Below are 15,852 nucleotides of genomic sequence, written 5' to 3' on the forward strand. Positions count from 1 at the left end.
CGCACTTCACTTTGCCACCACCCCCAGCTCCGCGTGCCGGTAGGAGATTAAACAGCGAGAGACTACGGAAGATCAACCTTCACCATCTTCAAAATATCCTTGTACGGCAATTTACGTTCTTTCACGACAACGTGCAACTCCCGCTCTACCGAGAACGGCTTCGCTTCACTGGAATAAATGGTTGCCTCGAAGCGAAGCGAAGCCTCTGCTGTCGTATGCATGAAAAGCGGATCAGATAGAACCTGACGCCCTACCTGAACGACCGGAATCTCAAACTCTGTAGTCCACTCGTCGGATCCACCTACCTTGGAGATTTGATGAGCCTGACCGCCTATCACCTGCGAGAACCCGTTAGAGGTAGCCATATCCGTCCATTGGGACGGCCTAGTGGCCAGTGAGGTGTTACTAAAGATCAGAGTCCCACTGCTTACTAAAATGCGCATCTGGACATGCACGTCACGCACGGCTCGCTGCTCAGCCTCCAGGCCGAAGCTAAACTGCAGCTGCGCCGAAAAGCGCTCAACAAATTTGACGAGACGCCTATAGTAGTCGCTATTTGCCTGCCTACCGAATGTCACGAACTGCACCGGAGGGGGAGAAGGAACACCAGCAAGAGTGGCGGGAAGATCAGAGTTATCATTTCCGTCAGAGGGCACGTAGTCCGGAATGTCACCTTCGTCGGCGCAAACAAATTTGGTTAGCTCGATAATCTCATCGATCACCTTCTTTGCAGGTTGCTTGATAAGCACGAGGTTCAACAGCTCTTCCCCTGGGCGGGTAACACCAGAAGTTTCCGCCTCGGCCGATTGCCGTTTAGCATCAGTAGCCGTAATTTCAAGAATCTTAGACGAGAGTTGACGCGCGAACTTTTCGCGAAACTCCAAAACAGAATCATAGTGCTCAACAAGCCCTTGAGGATACTGCCTAGATCGAAACTCCCTAAGCTTTGCGATTTCTTCCAAATCAAGACTGTCAGGAGAAGTTGGAGCCTTCGAGAAGTAGAGCATGACCGGCTTGCCCGCAGCGCCGACGCGGGAGATCTCCTCGGCAGTACCGCTCTCCGCATTTGCAGTCGGCGTCCCTAGCCGCGTCCAAAAAACACCTACGGCCATATCGCAGTCATCGACGATCTGGCGATTAATAATCGCTTGCGCCTCTGCTCCCATCTCGGGATGGGAATGCGTTTCCCATCGGAGCGGCAAAAAGACAACACTCCGCTCTCTGGAATTAATGCTATTCCATTCATGAATTACCTTGGTGATAATCTCACGCTCATCCTTCACATCACCGGGAGAGGCGACCAGTACGGTAAATACGCGCGCATCATAAGACATGCTTCATTCTATCTTTGTGAGTAACTGATTGTCTCGCGAACTGTCGACCATTCAACGAGGTTCCAGGACAGATCGCGGCTCCGCCCCGGACAACCGCCGCCTCGCGCTCTGCCGACGTAGTGACTCAGGTTCTCGCAGTACCACTGCACTACGGGCTGCTGCGCGCCAGCCCCAGACGCTGTCCAGCCAACGACCCGTTGGGGGGCCAAACGAAGCAACCTCCGTTGGACCCTCCTGGACGGTGGTGGACACCCCCGGAGGGGGAACAACGGGGTCAAGATACGCATGGCAACGTTATGAGGGGCGTAGATCGCGTTCGGGAGCAAGCGGTCCCGGGGTAAAGTGCGGCTCTCCCCCTCGTCAATCATGACGGCACAGCAGACGGCCGGGCTCCTCGATTGTGAGGCGCCTTGGCGACTTGGCCGCTGAGCCCAATTCGACCGCGTACTGCTGTCCACTGCATGGAGGACCGCGGTGGTCCGGTAGGCGCTCACCCAATGTCTTCGGCCATACCGCAACGTAGGGGCGCCGACCTTGCGGTCGGCGCCCCTACGTACTGAAAGCCGCTAGTCAAGCGACAAACTGCGCTCAATATCGCTGATCTTTCTGTACATCCGCATGTGCCCCGGAATGCGCTTGAAGCCGTACCGGTCATAGAACGCGGCAGCTTCCTCATCGAGGGCATCGACAATAACGAATCGAGCTGCCACGCGTTGAACCGCAGCGACGACTTGCCCCATGGCGTCGGCAAGGAGTACGCCACCTAGGCCTTGGCCTTGCAGCGTCTTGTCGATCGCCAGTCGAGCCAACAACACAGCCGGCATCTGTTCCGGGGATCCCCGGCCCAGCTTCGGTGGTAGTGCTTGCTTCTCCACCACATGCCCCGCCAACGAGTAGTAGGCGACCACATGAGGGTCACTCGGGGCACGCCACACGAACGTGCTAGCCGTTCGGTTGCTCTGACAGTGTCTCGCTGAGTTCATCAGCCAGTCGTTCAGCGCAACTTTCCCACAGTCGAACGACTCCAGGACATGCTGCTCGCTGAGCGATTCCGATTCGTACACGAACTCGGCCCTATGCCTTCCTGATGATCTCCCGAGCCCGGGCTGCCGCCTTAGACAAAGCCGCGGTTGCTTCATCCGGTTCATTCAACGACGCAACCATTGCTTCGTAGAAATCCGGCGGCACGACCGTCACTTGCTCGCGACGCAACTGGTCTTGCGCTGCCTGCCTTACGGCTTGCAAGACAAAACCCGTAGTCGTTACGTGGCTACTCTGCGCGGCCCGCTCGATCAACTTCTTGTCTTCTTCTGGAATGCGGATCTCAAGACGGGTTGTGCTAGTACGGTTGCTTTCTTTGCGGCGACTGGTCCGTTCCTTGGTCTTTCGTTCCTGTGTCTCGCTCATTGGAAGGGTCTCCATCTGGCGAGCCCCGCTGAAGGGAGGTCGGTGACTCCTCACTTCCTCGGACAGGCGGGGCTCATCACTAGAGGCGGCTCTCTGCTCCAGGCAAGGTAGAAAGAGCCACCCTGGGTGGTGGGTCCAGTCAGGGTGGCTCTCCGCTCCGGCCAAAGTGGAGAGCCACCCTGCAGTGGTGTACGTACAGTGTCCGTACACCTGCCGGGTATTGTCAAGGCGACCACTCGTCCGGCAGACGACAGAGGGCGTTGAGAGCGCCACGGGTTCGAAGCCCTCGCGCCGAGCGACTTCCCTGGTCACAGGACACACGAGCTGAGGACAGCTACGCCGACCAGGGGGCCAAACGGGGGGCCAAATGAAGCGGCCCCACCGAGACCGCATCGGACGCTAGCGGACAGTCCTGGAGCCGAGAGAGCACGTCAACAGTCCAAAGCCAAGGTCACAAAGGCTCTGATCGCGTTCGGGACAAAGAGGTCGTGGGTTCAAATCCCGCCACCCCGACAGTGAAACGCCAGGTCAGGCCCGGTGCTGAGAAATCAGCGCCGGGCCTGATTTGCTTTGTGGCCCTGTTTTGGGAGCCAACTGGGTGTGATCTTCGGGATCCGGCTCCCGGGCGGCTTCCCGGGAGTGGGGGTTCTGCCTCACGCAAGGCGGTGTCCACCTCGCGTCGCGCATCCTCAACCGCGTCTGGGGCGGAACCGCCCCGTTGGCAGGGCCGACGGAACGCGTCGTCGGACAACCCGCCCCGTCCCGCGGAATTGATTGTCCTGATGGAAGAGGCGTGCCAATCAACGTGCCGGTTGCGAGCGTATCTCGCAGCGAGGCCGGATCCGGCGCTCCGAACATCTGGAGATCAGCGCATGTCCCACACGAATCTCATGACGCTCCCCGAGCGGGAAGCGGACAAGCAGCCGACGGCCGTACGGGCCCGCAAGGTCACCGTCGGCTCGGTCGTCACCACCATAGTGCTGTCGATCTTCACCACCCTGCTCGGTCCGCTGGGCGTCCTGCAGAGCGCGAGCGCGGCCGACGGCAATCCGACCTTCCGGATCGGAACCGACGGGACGTCGGCATACAGGCGCTTCATCGACTCGATCCGCGGCCGGGTCAACGACGGAGGCAGCACCAGCGTGCGCAACGCCCAGGGCTACCGGGTCGACCACACGCCCAGTTCGGTCGACCCCAAGTCGACGAACGCGTACATCCGCGTGGACGTCCAGGCGTGGGGCAGTGACGTCTACGTCCGCCTGAACCTGCGCCGCTCGGACCTGTATCTCATCGGCTGGTGGGACAAGTTCAACACCTACCACTACCTCGGTACCCGCGACACCGAGGCGACCAAGACCAACAAGAAAGGCAAGCCCTACGAGGCGGAGTCCGCCCGCTGGAACGGCGGCGAGTGGCGCAAGTCCAAGGTGCAGGAGCAGACGAAGTTCGGCGAGAACTACGTCGATGTCGAGCGGATCACCGGGCGACCGCGCGCGGGACTGGGGATAGGCCGGGGCACCATCAACTCGGCGGTCTGGAACCTGTACAACGGACACGGCGACGAGCAGATGGCGTGGGGCGTCCTGGTGATGGCCCAGTTCGTCTCCGAGGCGGTACGCCTCCGGCCCATGCGGGACCAGATCGCCACCGTCATGGGCTCCGACGGCACCTTCTACATCCCCCGTGAGTACGCCGAGATGCAGAACGACTGGGGCAGCCTGAGCTCTCACTTCAACCGCCTTGTCCAACAAGACGAGGTCCAGGGACGGGTGACCCGGGACCCCCAGCCGCTGGTGGGATATCGGCAGGACATCTTCGGCGACCCCACGAGGCTCATCCTGGAAGCCGCGTACCTGTACGCGACGTACGTCCTGAACGCGGCGAAGGGCCGCTGACCCGCGGCAGCCGCCCGCACGCCCGCACGCCCGCACAGGACAGGCGATGGCCGCCGACGGACCTGCGTTCCGCCGACGGCCGCTCGGTCTGCAGAGGCATTTTCTCGGCACGCCGTGGCGCTCATTCCATCGATGAGGTCGTGATCGGTACTACCGCCCAGACCGTCTTGCCCACCGGCCGACGAGGCACCCATCCCCAGCGCACGGCCAAAGCGTCCACCAGGAGCAGGCCTCGGCCAGACTCGCCCTCCGGGTAGGACGAGGGCGCGGTCATGGGTGGCCGTTTCGTGGAGGCGGCGTCCGTGACCTCGATGCGGATCAGGCCCGCCCCCGCGTCGAGCGTGAGGCGGAGGACGAAGTCGCGGCCCGGGGCTCTGCCGTGCTGTACGGCGTTCGCGGTCAGTTCGCCGACGACGAGGGCGACCGTGCATGACGCGTCCGACGTCGGCGGGTGGCCCCATCCCTCCATGCGCTGGACGGTGAGACGGCGGGCGAGTTGCGCACCTCGCGGTGAGGAGGCGAACTGCTCGGTGAGTGACGGGAGTTCGGGCGATTCGCGCCACTCGTCATCCGCGGTTGTTGTGGTTCCTGGCAGCACGCCGGTCCGTCCTTGTCTGTCGAGGTGGCCATTTCGCTACGTAGGCGATGGGTCACGTTCCGTTCTCAAGAGTCGTCCGGTCGCCCTACGCTCGACAGGTGACACAGCCTTACTTTTCACCCCGTAAGGAACGGAAGTGACGCTTTGGCCAACGGAATTGACCCCAGCGTGTCCATGGCGGCGCTGTTCGGCTCGCGGGTCCGCAGGCTCCGTACGGCGGCCGGACTGACCCAGCCCGAACTCGGGGCCAAGGTGCACGTGGTGGGCACGCGGATCACTCAGATCGAGCGGGCGTCCGGGGCGAAACCGACGTTCGCGCTGGCCCGTGCGCTGGACATCGTCCTCGGCGCGGACGATCTGTTGATCGACCTGTGGCCGTACGTGTACCGGGAGGCGTTTCCCAACTGGTCCCGGAAGTTCATGGAGTACTCGGCGCAGGCGGTGGCCATCCGGCAATACGCGGCTCATGTGGTGCCGGGGCTGCTGCAGACCGAGGACTACGCGCGGGCCGTTCTCAGCCTGGACGCTCTGTTGGACGGCGAAGAGCAGTTGGAGGAGCGCGTCGCAGCCCGCATGGGGCGGCAAGAGCGACTGAGTTCGCCGGATCGACCGGAGTTGTGGGTGATCCTGGACGAGGCGGTGCTGAGGCGGCCGGTCGGCGGCCGGGCCGTGATGCGGACGCAGTTGGCGAGTCTGCTCGAGAACGCAGCGGAGCGTCATATCGCCGTGCAGGTACTTCCGTTCGACCAGGGAGGGCACGAGGCGATGGGCGGTTCGCTGACGATTCTGACCATGCCGGACGGTTCGGAAGTGGCCTACACGGAGGGTTCGGACTACGGCCAACTCATCGAGGAACCAGCCGATGTCAGTCGCTACAAGGTGATTTACGATCGGCTGCGGGCGGCAGCCCTGCCCCCGGCCATGTCGCTCGACATGATCCGGTCCGCGATGGAGGGCAACTACCGTGGCGCGAATCTCCCGTCCCGATCCGAACGGCGTCGCCTGGCGCAGGAGCAGCTACAGCAATCAAGCGGGGGGCGACTGCGTCGAGGTGGCCGACGGGTTGCCGGCCGTCGTTCCCGTTCGTGACAGTAAGGACCCGCAGGGTTCTGTGTTGTGCTTCGGCGTCGCCTCTTGGGTTGCCTTCATAGGCGAGTTGAAGGGCTGAGGCCACCGCCGCCTGGGCTGCCGGGTCCCGGTCGTCCTCCGGCGTACGGGGGCACCGGGTCCTGGTCCGTCGGGGTCCGGTGGGCTCCTGACTCCCCTAAAGAACCGGGAGAAAGAACCGCTTCTAAGAGGGGAGGGAAACTACCCGCCCACCCTCCCTCCTCGCCCGCGAGGCGTGTGTCACACGCGTGTCACCCGTCCGAGTGACCGGCTTGCAGGTGCGGGATGCGGGCGGTTACGTTCGCCGCGACAACCGCAAACAGAAACGGCCCCCGCCGGGATTGCAGTCCCGAGGCGAGGGCCTGACCAACCAGGAAGCAGAACCTTCCCGATGGCTGAGCCGCAGTCTAACGCGCTCCTGCGCGCCGACGCCGGAGCTCCCACCTCCGGCGTGATCCACGTACGCACCCGCCTCACGGCCGACTTCACCGTGATCTCCAACGCCCTCGCCCAGCGACGCGGCAGCGCCGTCACGGTCGGCGTCGCGGCCTACATCCACTCCCTGCCCGACAGCGCCCCCGTGACCATCGCCGCCCTGTGCAAGCACTTCGACGAGGGCGAGATCCTCATCTCCCGGGCACTCAGGGAACTCGAAGCCGCCGGATACCTGGAACGCCGCCGCGAACGCCTCTCCACCGGCCAGATTCGTACGCGTACGTACTTCTACGACGTCCCACGCCTCGATCGCCTCGATCGCGACCCGCGCCCGTCCCTGACACAGGCGGAGGAAACGGTGGCCGTGCCCGTTCAGGTCCCAGCCCCCGCCCCGGCCCCGGTCAACTCCGCCGAGGCTGAAGCGCCGGTTTCGGTGGCCGACGCCGACCCGCAGGCCATTGCCGTACTCGCCGGTCTGCGCCGGATCGACGCCCGCCTCGCACTGACCGAGCAGGAAGCAGCCCGTCTCGCCCCGGGCGTCAGCCGGTGGCTCGCGGCAGGCATCCGGCCCACACACATCACCGACCACCTCACCGCACGACTCCCGGACACCTTCCTGACCCGCCCGGCGGGGATCCTCGCCTACCGGCTCAAGGAGACTCCCCTCGCCCCGTCCGTGTTGCCGCTCGTCGGGAGCGCGGCGTCCCCCGGACGTCCGGCGGTCGCGCTCATGCAGAACTGCGACGGCTGCGACAGGGCGTTCCGCGCGACGGAACCCGGCCGCTGCCGAGACTGCCGGGCCCGGCAACAACTCCGTGCGGCCGGCTGAGCCAAGAGGAGGTGGAGCATGGTCGACAGGTTCCGGGACGGGTTTCTGACGCCCGCGGAAACGGCTTCCTACCTTGAGATCCCGCAATCGACTCTCACTTCGTGGCTGCAGAACACGGCCGCCGGAGCACCACTGGTCCACCAGGTCGAGTCGGCACGCAAGGGGCAGCCTTCGGTGCCGTTCATCGCGGTGGCCGAGGCGCACGTCCTTCGTTCTCTGCGGTCCCTGGGGCTCCGCATGAGCGAGATCAGGGAGGCGGCTGCCGCCGTACGGGACGCCTTCGACACCCCTTACGGCCTCGTGTCCCAGCGGATCGCCAGGGAGGGTGTGGGCATCTTCATCGAGCACTGCCACCACGGCCAGGGCCCCATCCAGGAAATGGTCTCCGACTGTCTCCGCTACCTCACCTGGGAGCCGGGCGACGACTTCCCTTCCAGCCTGCGACTGAGGCAGTATCCGGACTCCGTCCCCGTCGTGATCGATCTGCGGTTCGGCCATGGGCTGCCAGTCGTGGCAGCCAACCGCGTCGCGGTCAACGCCATCACCGACCTGTGGGAGGCCGGGGAGAGTGTCGAGGACATCGCGTACGACTTCGACATGACACGCGAGCAGGTCGACGCGTTGTGCCGGGCAGTGGTGCGTCTTGGCGCCTGAGTTCTTCCTCGACCGTAATCTCGAGCGCGCTTCAAGCTCGATCCGGGACCGGCTCCGGGAACTTGTCGACTGGTTGCAAAAAAAACACGGCCCCGTGACTGAGGACGAGCATGTGGCAGCGCTCGACGAGTTGGAGGGGCTCGACGCCGAACACGAGCGACGCCGTGCCTCCGGACAGCACAACGCCGGAGAAGCTGGCTGACAGCTTCGTCACTCTCACGTCACGCAGTGTCGTACCAAGGCTTCTTCTCGGCCCAATGGCGGACCCAGCCGGCGAAACCCGGCTCAGCGGCGGTGAAGCCGAACTGCGCGCCGAAGGGGACAGCGCCGACGTCGCTGATCATCCAGACGTGGCCCCGGTGCGGCCCGGTGACGATGAGGTGCCAGTTCATCGCGCAGCCCTCGGTGCCGAGCACGATCGAGCCATGGTTGTAGACCTGCTCGAGGAGCGCATCCGCGTCCTCGGCCGGGTTTGGGTCGTCCTCCCACATCCACGCCTCCGCCAGCGGAAACGGGCTGCTCAGGTTGCGTTCCTGCTCTTCGCCACCCCAGTCGTCCGGCAACTCCGACACTGACAGCAGGCCGTACTCGGGCGGACCCGCGTACGAACCGTCCGTTATCTCGGCGACAAAGGTCCGATACGGCTCGGGCAGCACGATCCCGTGCTCTGCCTCAAAGGCATGCACTGCCTCCCATCCGAGGGCCGACTCCCCTCCGTCATCGACGTCGAACGCCACGCGCAGTGCCGTCAGTTCGGCGGGGTCGGCCTGATCGATGTTCATGCGCCACAGATACCACCCAGCCGCCGACAGCGCGCGCCTTCGTACACTGGTTCCCCGGTAGCGAGAGGGGCCGCCATGGAACTGGCACCACCCAGAGTGGGCCGCATAGCCAACAGCTGCCTGGGTGTGCTCCCAGGCGTCGCGAGTGTCCTCTACGGGGCTCAGGCCACCGCGGTGGTCCCTCGGCTGTGGGCCGGCCTGGTTCTGGTCTTCTCGGTGGTCATCGCTGTCCGGGGATACCGGCTCTCCATTGCCTGTGGAGAAGCGGGGCTGACCGTACGCGGCTACCTGCGAACGCGGACCATCCCCCGCAGCAGCATCACGGCGATCACCGACTTCCCCGCTGTCCGCTGGACCGATCCGCGTGGGCGCCGGCGCTGGTCACCCATGTTGGTCCTCCATCGTGATTATCACGAGACCGCTGGAAGCGTCGCGTCCAAGAAGAAGAACCTCGCGGCACTGTGCAACTGGCTGCAGCCGCGCAAGCGGCGGCCCGCTCGTAGGTAGACCGGCCGGGAGTCACCCCCCGCAACCCCCGCACCCCCCGACAGTTTCCCGCCAAAAACCGGCGGCAACCGATCACAAAACAGCCAACCCCCGCCCTACAATGCCCACTTGCACCTGCCGCACGCCCCGACGTCGACCGACCATCGCGTCTCGGTTCGTGTGGTTGGAATCGGGGGGTTTCGGTGGGGGTACGGGGTTTCGCGTCCTCGGTGGGCGTGTTGCGGTTTGTTGTGTTGCGGGCCTGGGTTTATCGCGCGCTTCTCGGGGCCGCCCTCGTGACCGTGTTGCTGACCACCACCGTGTTGGCCGGGATCGCCGCCTACTCGGGTGCGATCGGCGATGCCGCGCTGCGGCGGGCGCTCGCTGAGCCGGGGACCGTTGCCGAGGCCTCTCTTGTGGTCAAGGGGGATGTGCCGGACGGCGAGCGGAAAGCGGCCGATGATGCCGTTCGGGGCGGGGCTCGCGTCATCTTCAACGGGCTGCCTGTGCGGGTGCTCACCCTGCTGCGGTCCGGGCCCTATGCCCTGCCGGGCGCGTTGCGGCGGCCGGGGGCAGAGCAGGATGGCAATCCCAGTCTTACCTTCTTCGCGGCCCTGGATCGTACGCAGGTAAGGATTGTTGGCGGGCGGTTGCCCGGCGGGGTGGCGACCGACCCGGAGGTAGAGGTCGCGTTGCCGCAGAGTGCCGCCGAGCAGCTCGGGGTCTCGGTCGGCGAACGGCTCATCCTCACCGATCAGTTGCACGGGCCTGCCGTGCGCGTGCTCGTCACCGGTGTGTATCGGCCGCGTGATGTCCGGGCCGCCTACTGGCAGTTGGACGATCTCGGTGGTCGTGGCGTGCAGGCGTCCAGCTTCACGACGTACGGTCCGCTGCTCACCGCCCCCGGCGTGCCCGTGTCGGGGCGGGTGAGTGTCGGGGCGTCGGGGTGGGTCGCCTCGGCCGACTATTCGGCGATGACGGCCGGGCGGATCAGCGCGCTCAGGGAGGCTGTTCGGACGGGGAGCGCGGAGTTGCGTAAGCGGCCCGTGCTCGGGGGTGTGACGGAGGCCCGCACCGGGCTCGTCGAGGTGTTGGACCGTGTCGAGCGCTCCCTGCTCGTCACCCGTTCCAGCATGCTCATCGTCGCCGGACAGCTCGGGCTGCTCGCCGCCTGTGCTCTGTTGCTCGTCGCGCGGTCGCTCAGTTCCGAGCGGGCGGCCGAGGGGCGGTTGCTGCGGGCGCGTGGTGCGACTCGGGCCCGGCTGGCGGGACTTGCCGCGTTGGAGGCCCTGCTCGTCTCCGTACCCGCCGTGGTGGTGGCGCCGCTGCTGTCCGGGCCGTTGACGCGGTTGCTGGTCGGGCAGGGGGCGCTGGGGCGGGCCGGGGTGCGGGTCGACGTGCCGGTGTGGGGGCGGCCCGAGGTGTGGGCGGTCGCGGCGGGTGTGGCCGCGCTGTGTGCGCTGGCCGTCGCCGTTCCGGCGTGGCGGGCGTCCTTCGCGGGGACCGTGGCGGTACGGGCCGGCGCGCTGTCCGCCTCGTTGCGCGGCGGGGCGGATGTCGGGCTCGTCGCCGTGGCCGGTGTCGCCCTCTGGCTGCTCGGCGGTCAGGACTCCGGGGCTGTCACCGCCGACCGTGACGGGGTCCTCGGCGTCGATCCGCTGCTGGTCGCGGCGCCCGCGCTGGTGCTGCTCGCCGGGACGGTGCTGGTACTGCGGCTGCTGCCCCTGCTGGCGCGGGTCGGCGAGCGGCTTCTGGTGCGTGGGCGCGGGCTGACCGCAGCCATGGTCGGCTGGCAGTTCAGCCGTCGGCCGATGCGCGGGGCGGGGCCGGTGCTGCTGCTGGTCATCTCCGTGGCGCTGGGCGTGATCGCCCTCGGGCAGAGCGCGTCCTGGCACCGTTCGCAGGCCGACCAGGCCGACTTCCGGGCCGGTGCCGAGGTGAGGGTGCTGACTTCCGGGAGCGGTGGTCCGGGGCGTGGGGACGTCTACGCGGGCCTCCCGAACGTCGATTCGGTCGCCCCGGCGGTCCGTGGCACCGTGTCGCTCTCCGGGAGCCGCACCGCGACCGTCCTGGCCCTGAACACGACGGAGGCGGCCGGGGCGGTGCTGGCGCGGCGCGATCTGACGGACGGTCCGCTGCTCGCCGGGCTCGCCCCGCGCGAGGCGCCCGCGGGCATCGACGTACCGGCGGGCACGGGTCGGCTCACACTGACCGCCACCCTGCACAGCACCACGCCGGGTCCGGGCGCGGACGTCACGCTCACGGTGCGGGACCGGTACGGGACCTCGTACGAGATACCGTCCGGCCGTCTCGCCGCCGACGGTCGGCCTCACCCGCTGACGCCCGAACTGAACGGCGCCCGGGGCCCGTTGGCGCTGTCCGGGCTCACCCTGAGCATGTCGCAGCCGACCGGCCGCGCCGACCGGCACCGGCTGGTCCTCGACTCGCTCACGGCGGCAGCAGGCGATGGTGGTGGTGGCGTCCGGCGGTTGGCCCTGCCGGCGAGGTGGACGACCGCTGTCGAGTCCGACTCGGTCTCCCTCGGGCCCGATGACAAGGCCCGGCCGACCCGTCCCCGGGTCACGTCGACCACCCCTCTCACCTTCACGTACGGCACCGGGTATCTGCCGTCGGACGTCCCGGCGTCCCCCGCGCCGCTGGAGGTACGGCTGGAGGTCGCCCGGCCGGCGGCGTCACCGGCGGCGGCGTCCGAGGTCGTCGCCGTCGCCACCCGGCAGTTCCTCGACGCGTCCGGTACGCGCGAGGGTGAGCGGGTCGAGGTGGCGTTCGACGGGCGTTCCGTGCCCGTACGCGTCGTCCGTACGGCGAGCGCCCTGCCCACGACGGAGACGGATGCCACCGCGTCGGGGGGTGGGGCCCTGCTGGTCGATCTCCGGGCTGTCGACCAGGTGTTGCTGGACCGCGACGGGAGGGGCCTCACGCCCAGCGAGTGGTGGCTGGGCACGGACGCGCCCGGGGTCACGGCGGCCGCTGTGCGGGCCCTGCCCGACGTCGAACCGGAACAGGTGGTCGTGCGCGACGAGTTGGCGGCGCAGCTGCGCGACGACCCGTTCGGGGCGGCCCCGGAAGCTGCGCTGGTCGCGGCGGCCGGGGTGACTGTGCTGTTCGCCTCGCTCGGCTTCGCGGTGAGCGCGGTGGGTGCGATACGGGTCCGGGACGGCGAGTTCGCCGTTCTGCGCGCCCTGGGGACACCGCGCCGTCGGCTGGCCCGGCTGGTCGCCGTGGAGCACGGCGTACTGGTGGCGCTGGCGCTGCTGGTCGGGACGGCGCTGGGCGCGGTGCTGACGTACGCGCTGGTCCCCCTCGTCGTCCTGACCGGCCAGGCCACCCGGCCGCTCCCACCGGTCCTGGTCGAGTTCCCGCTCACGCGGCTCGCCGCCCTGCTGGCGGCCCTCGCGGCGGGCCCCGCCCTGGTGACCGTGGCCCTCGCACTCCGACGGGCGAAACCCGTCACGACCCTCAGGGACGAGGTGGCCCAGTGACCGCCAAATCGGTGCCGGCGCCCGCACGGGCCGGCGTGTGGGCCCGGCTGCGGGCCTTCGCGGGGACCTCCGTAGCCCTCGCCCTGCTGGTGGCTGTGACCGCCGCGCTCGCCGCCGCCTACCCGCGTGCCGGGGACCGGTACGCCGACGCGGGGCTGCGGCGGGCCGTCGAGCAGGGCTCTCCCGATCGGACGACTGTGCGGGTGGACGCCCCGCCGCCCTGGACCGACACGGTCGAGGAGACGGAGGAGGCAATGCGTCCCGGTGCACTGGCGGCGGCGCGCGCCAAGGTCCTCGCCACCCCCCGGGCGCCCCTGGTTCCCGACCGCGCGCAGTCGGCGTACGGCGTGCGCACGACCGTCGGTGTGGTGGCGTCCGAGACCTGGCTTCCCCAGCCCGCCGGTCTGCCCGCCCAACTGCTGCTCGCCGCCCAGCAGGACCTGGCCTCCCACGCCCGGCTCAGCGCGGGCCGGTTGCCGCGCACCACGGGCGGCGAACCGGTGACCGCAGACATGGGGCGGGTCGAGGCCGCCGTCACCGCGGACACCGCCCGCACGCTTCACATCCGGGTGGGCTCGGTGATCCACCTGCCGCGTCCGTCGAGGGGCCCCCTCGCCGTCCGGATCACCGGGATCGTCGTACCGCGCAGCCCGGCGGGGGCCTACTGGTCGACGTTGCCCGTGCTGCGCACCCCCGCGCTGAGCCGTATCCCCGGCAGCGCGCTGACGGAGGTCTACTGGCTCGGCGCCCTGCTTCTCGCCCCCGACGCCGGGCCGGTGCTCCTTGGCACCACCGGCGGTCCGCACCGGTACTGGCAGGTGGCCCCCAATGTCGCCACCCTGCGCGGGCACGATCTCGACGGGCTGGTGTCCGCCGTCACCGCCTTCGCATCGGGCCCGGGGGTGCAGCGCCTGCGCGAGGTCGTCGACCCCCGGCTGGAGACCCAGACGAACCTCGGCGAGATCCTCGCGGACCACGCCAGGCTGCGGTCGGGGATCGAGCCGCTGCTTCTTCTCGCCGCCGTCGGGACCGGCAGCCTCGCCGTGATCGTCCTGGCCATGGCCGGCGGTGTGGCGGCCGATCGACGGCGCGCGGAGCTGGCCCTGCTGCGGGCGCGCGGCGCCTCTCTGCCCGGCCTCGGCCTCCGGCTGCTGGCCGAGACGGCGGTGGTGGCCGTACCGGCCGGTGCCCTCGGCCTGACCGCCGCCCTGCTCGCCCTGCCCGGCGCCCGTACCGCGCCCGCCGTCGCCGCCGCCCTCGCCGTCACCCTCCTCGCCTGCGTCGCGCTCCCCCTGCGTGCCGTGGTGGCGCACCGCACGGTACGGATGCACGACGGCCGGGAGGACCTCGCCTCGGCCCGGCCCTCGCGGCGCCGTACGGTGGCCGAACTGACCGTGCTGGTCGTCGCGTCGGGGCTGGTCGCCGTACTGCGGCGGCAGGGATCCGGCGGCTCCGGCCCGGTGGCCGCCGCCCCGCTGCTGACGGGCGTGGTCGCGGCTCTGCTGCTGGCACGACTGCACCCGCTGCCGCTGCGTGCGCTGAGCAGGGCGGCAACTCGTATGCGCGGCCTGCTGATTCCGTTGTCGCTGGCCCAGGTGGCCCGCGCCCCCGGCTTCGCCGTGCTGCCTCTGCTGGCCCTGCTCAGCGCCCTGACCACGGCCGCGTTCGGCGGTTCGGTGCTGGCGGGGGTCACGGCGGCCCGGGACCAGGCCGCGCTCCTCGACGTCGGCGCCGACGGCCGTATCGAGAGCGCGACCGGTGCGCTCCCGGGCGCGCTGCCCGACCGCGTACGCCGGCTGCCCGGCGTACGGGACATGGCGGAGGCGAGCGTCACCGTCGAGGCGAAGCCACGGCAGGGCAGTCAGTCGGTACCGCTGGCCGGTGTGGACACCGACGCCTACGCACGCCTCTCGCACCGCACGGGACTCGGGCCGTTCGACGCGGCGACCCTCCGGCGGGAGCGGAAGGACGCCGGTGCGGCGGGCGGCGCCGACCGGCCGCTGCCCGCGCTGGCCTCACCCCGCGTGGCCGAGGAGTACGGCACGGGCCCGTACCCCGTGCTGCTCCAGGACGGCACCGCCGTGACCGTCCGGATCGTGCTGGTCGTGGACCGTACCCCGGCCGTGGTCGGCGACGACTTCCTGATCGTTGACCGGGCCGGCCTTCCCGGCGCCGCCGCCCGTACGACGACCCTGCTGCTGACCGGCGACTCCCTCAACGGCCGCGCGCTGCGCTCGGCGACGACAGCAGAGGCAGGGACAGAGGCGGGGGCGGGGGCGGGGGCTGCGGCCGTACTGCTGCGCGACGAGGAACGCGCTCGGTACGTCGACTCGCCACTCCAGACCGGCGCCGAACGTCTGTACGGAGTCGCGGTCGCCGCCGGCGCGGGATACGCGGTCCTCGCCCTCCTGCTGACCGTGCTGCGCACCGCGCCCGAACGCGGCGCACTGCTCGCCCGGTTGCGCACCCTGGGGATGAGCCGGGCCCAGGGCCGCCGGCTGCTAATCCTCACCGCCCTTCCGCAGGCGTTCCTCGCCTCGGCGGGCGGGCTGCTGACCGGCTGGGCCTGCGTTCACCTGCTCTCGCCCGGCATCGACCTCACGACCATCGCGCTGGCCTCCCCGGGTGTCCTCGAGGAGGCCGCGCTGCGCACCGATCCGCTCTCGCTGGCGGTTCCGGCGCTCGTCGTGCTGGTGCTGGCCCTCGGTGTGCCCGCCGGGCAGGCCTGGTGGGTCGGCCGACGCGGCTCGGTGCGCGAACTGCGGATGGGTGACGACTAGATGACTGAACGACCACTGGACCGTGAGCCGGACACCACGCCA

At 68.5% G+C, this 15,852-nt stretch carries 13 protein-coding genes; 8 read left to right on the plus strand and 5 right to left on the minus strand.

The annotated features are described in order from the left end of the window. Positions 1–62 precede the first annotated feature (62 nt). From ABZ855_RS26055 to ABZ855_RS26065, 3 genes are all read right to left on the minus strand, one after another. Positions 63–1,334, minus strand: a complete 1,272-nt coding sequence (locus ABZ855_RS26055) for a hypothetical protein (RefSeq protein ID WP_360810686.1) — start codon at positions 1,332–1,334, stop codon at positions 63–65. 566 nt (positions 1,335–1,900) lie between these two features. Next, positions 1,901–2,482, minus strand: a complete 582-nt coding sequence (locus ABZ855_RS26060) for a GNAT family N-acetyltransferase (protein WP_360810688.1) — start codon at positions 2,480–2,482, stop codon at positions 1,901–1,903. Beyond that, entirely contained in the window at positions 2,409–2,741 is a 333-nt protein-coding gene (locus ABZ855_RS26065; RefSeq protein ID WP_360810691.1) for a DUF1778 domain-containing protein, read from the minus strand. The genes ABZ855_RS26060 and ABZ855_RS26065 overlap by 74 nt, the downstream gene beginning before the upstream one ends. Before the next feature lie 872 nt (positions 2,742–3,613). Between ABZ855_RS26065 and ABZ855_RS26070 the strand changes: the two genes are divergently transcribed. After that, positions 3,614–4,636 carry a ribosome-inactivating family protein gene (locus ABZ855_RS26070; protein ID WP_360810693.1) on the plus strand — a complete coding sequence of 341 codons (1,023 nt, stop codon included), beginning with the start codon at positions 3,614–3,616 and terminating at the stop codon, positions 4,634–4,636. A gap of 121 nt (positions 4,637–4,757) precedes the next feature. Here ABZ855_RS26070 and ABZ855_RS26075 read toward each other — a convergent pair whose 3' ends face one another. Next, the gene (locus ABZ855_RS26075; RefSeq protein WP_360810695.1) at positions 4,758–5,234 is read right to left on the minus strand and encodes an ATP-binding protein; all 477 of its coding nucleotides are present in this window, start codon (positions 5,232–5,234) and stop codon (positions 4,758–4,760) included. Between the two features lie 174 nt (positions 5,235–5,408). Between ABZ855_RS26075 and ABZ855_RS26080 the strand changes: the two genes are divergently transcribed. The 4 genes from ABZ855_RS26080 (at position 5,409) to ABZ855_RS26095 (ending at position 8,259) form a co-directional block, all read left to right on the plus strand. Continuing rightward, on the plus strand, positions 5,409–6,323 hold the full coding sequence (locus ABZ855_RS26080; protein WP_360810697.1) for a helix-turn-helix transcriptional regulator: 915 nt from the start codon (positions 5,409–5,411) through the stop codon (positions 6,321–6,323). Further along, positions 6,286–6,402: a DUF397 domain-containing protein gene (locus ABZ855_RS26085; RefSeq protein WP_360810699.1), complete on the plus strand. Its 117-nt coding sequence runs from the start codon at positions 6,286–6,288 to the stop codon at positions 6,400–6,402. Before ABZ855_RS26080 ends, ABZ855_RS26085 begins: the two co-directional genes overlap by 38 nt. Before the next feature lie 330 nt (positions 6,403–6,732). Further along, a complete protein-coding gene (locus ABZ855_RS26090; protein ID WP_360810701.1) occupies positions 6,733–7,605 on the plus strand; it encodes a hypothetical protein in 873 nt (290 codons plus the stop codon). Positions 7,606–7,623: 18 nt separating this feature from the next. After that, positions 7,624–8,259: a DUF433 domain-containing protein gene (locus ABZ855_RS26095; protein ID WP_360810703.1), complete on the plus strand. Its 636-nt coding sequence runs from the start codon at positions 7,624–7,626 to the stop codon at positions 8,257–8,259. A gap of 221 nt (positions 8,260–8,480) precedes the next feature. Here ABZ855_RS26095 and ABZ855_RS26100 read toward each other — a convergent pair whose 3' ends face one another. Then, positions 8,481–9,041 (minus strand): SMI1/KNR4 family protein, encoded by a 561-nt coding sequence (locus tag ABZ855_RS26100; protein WP_360810705.1) that lies wholly within the window; start codon positions 9,039–9,041, stop codon positions 8,481–8,483. Positions 9,042–9,116: 75 nt separating this feature from the next. On the opposite strand from ABZ855_RS26100, the gene ABZ855_RS26105 reads away from it, so the two are divergent. The 3 genes from ABZ855_RS26105 to ABZ855_RS26115 all read left to right on the plus strand — a co-directional run bounded on the left by ABZ855_RS26105 (position 9,117) and on the right by ABZ855_RS26115 (position 15,810). Continuing rightward, entirely contained in the window at positions 9,117–9,548 is a 432-nt protein-coding gene (locus ABZ855_RS26105; protein ID WP_360810707.1) for a hypothetical protein, read from the plus strand. A gap of 275 nt (positions 9,549–9,823) precedes the next feature. Then, entirely contained in the window at positions 9,824–13,030 is a 3,207-nt protein-coding gene (locus ABZ855_RS26110) for an ABC transporter permease (protein ID WP_360810709.1), read from the plus strand. Then, a complete protein-coding gene (locus tag ABZ855_RS26115) occupies positions 13,027–15,810 on the plus strand; it encodes an FtsX-like permease family protein (protein WP_360810711.1) in 2,784 nt (927 codons plus the stop codon). The genes ABZ855_RS26110 and ABZ855_RS26115 overlap by 4 nt, the downstream gene beginning before the upstream one ends. The last annotated feature ends 42 nt before the right edge of the window (positions 15,811–15,852 follow it).

The organism is Streptomyces sp. NPDC047042, assembly GCF_040644035.1.
Lineage (GTDB): Bacteria > Actinomycetota > Actinomycetes > Streptomycetales > Streptomycetaceae > Streptomyces.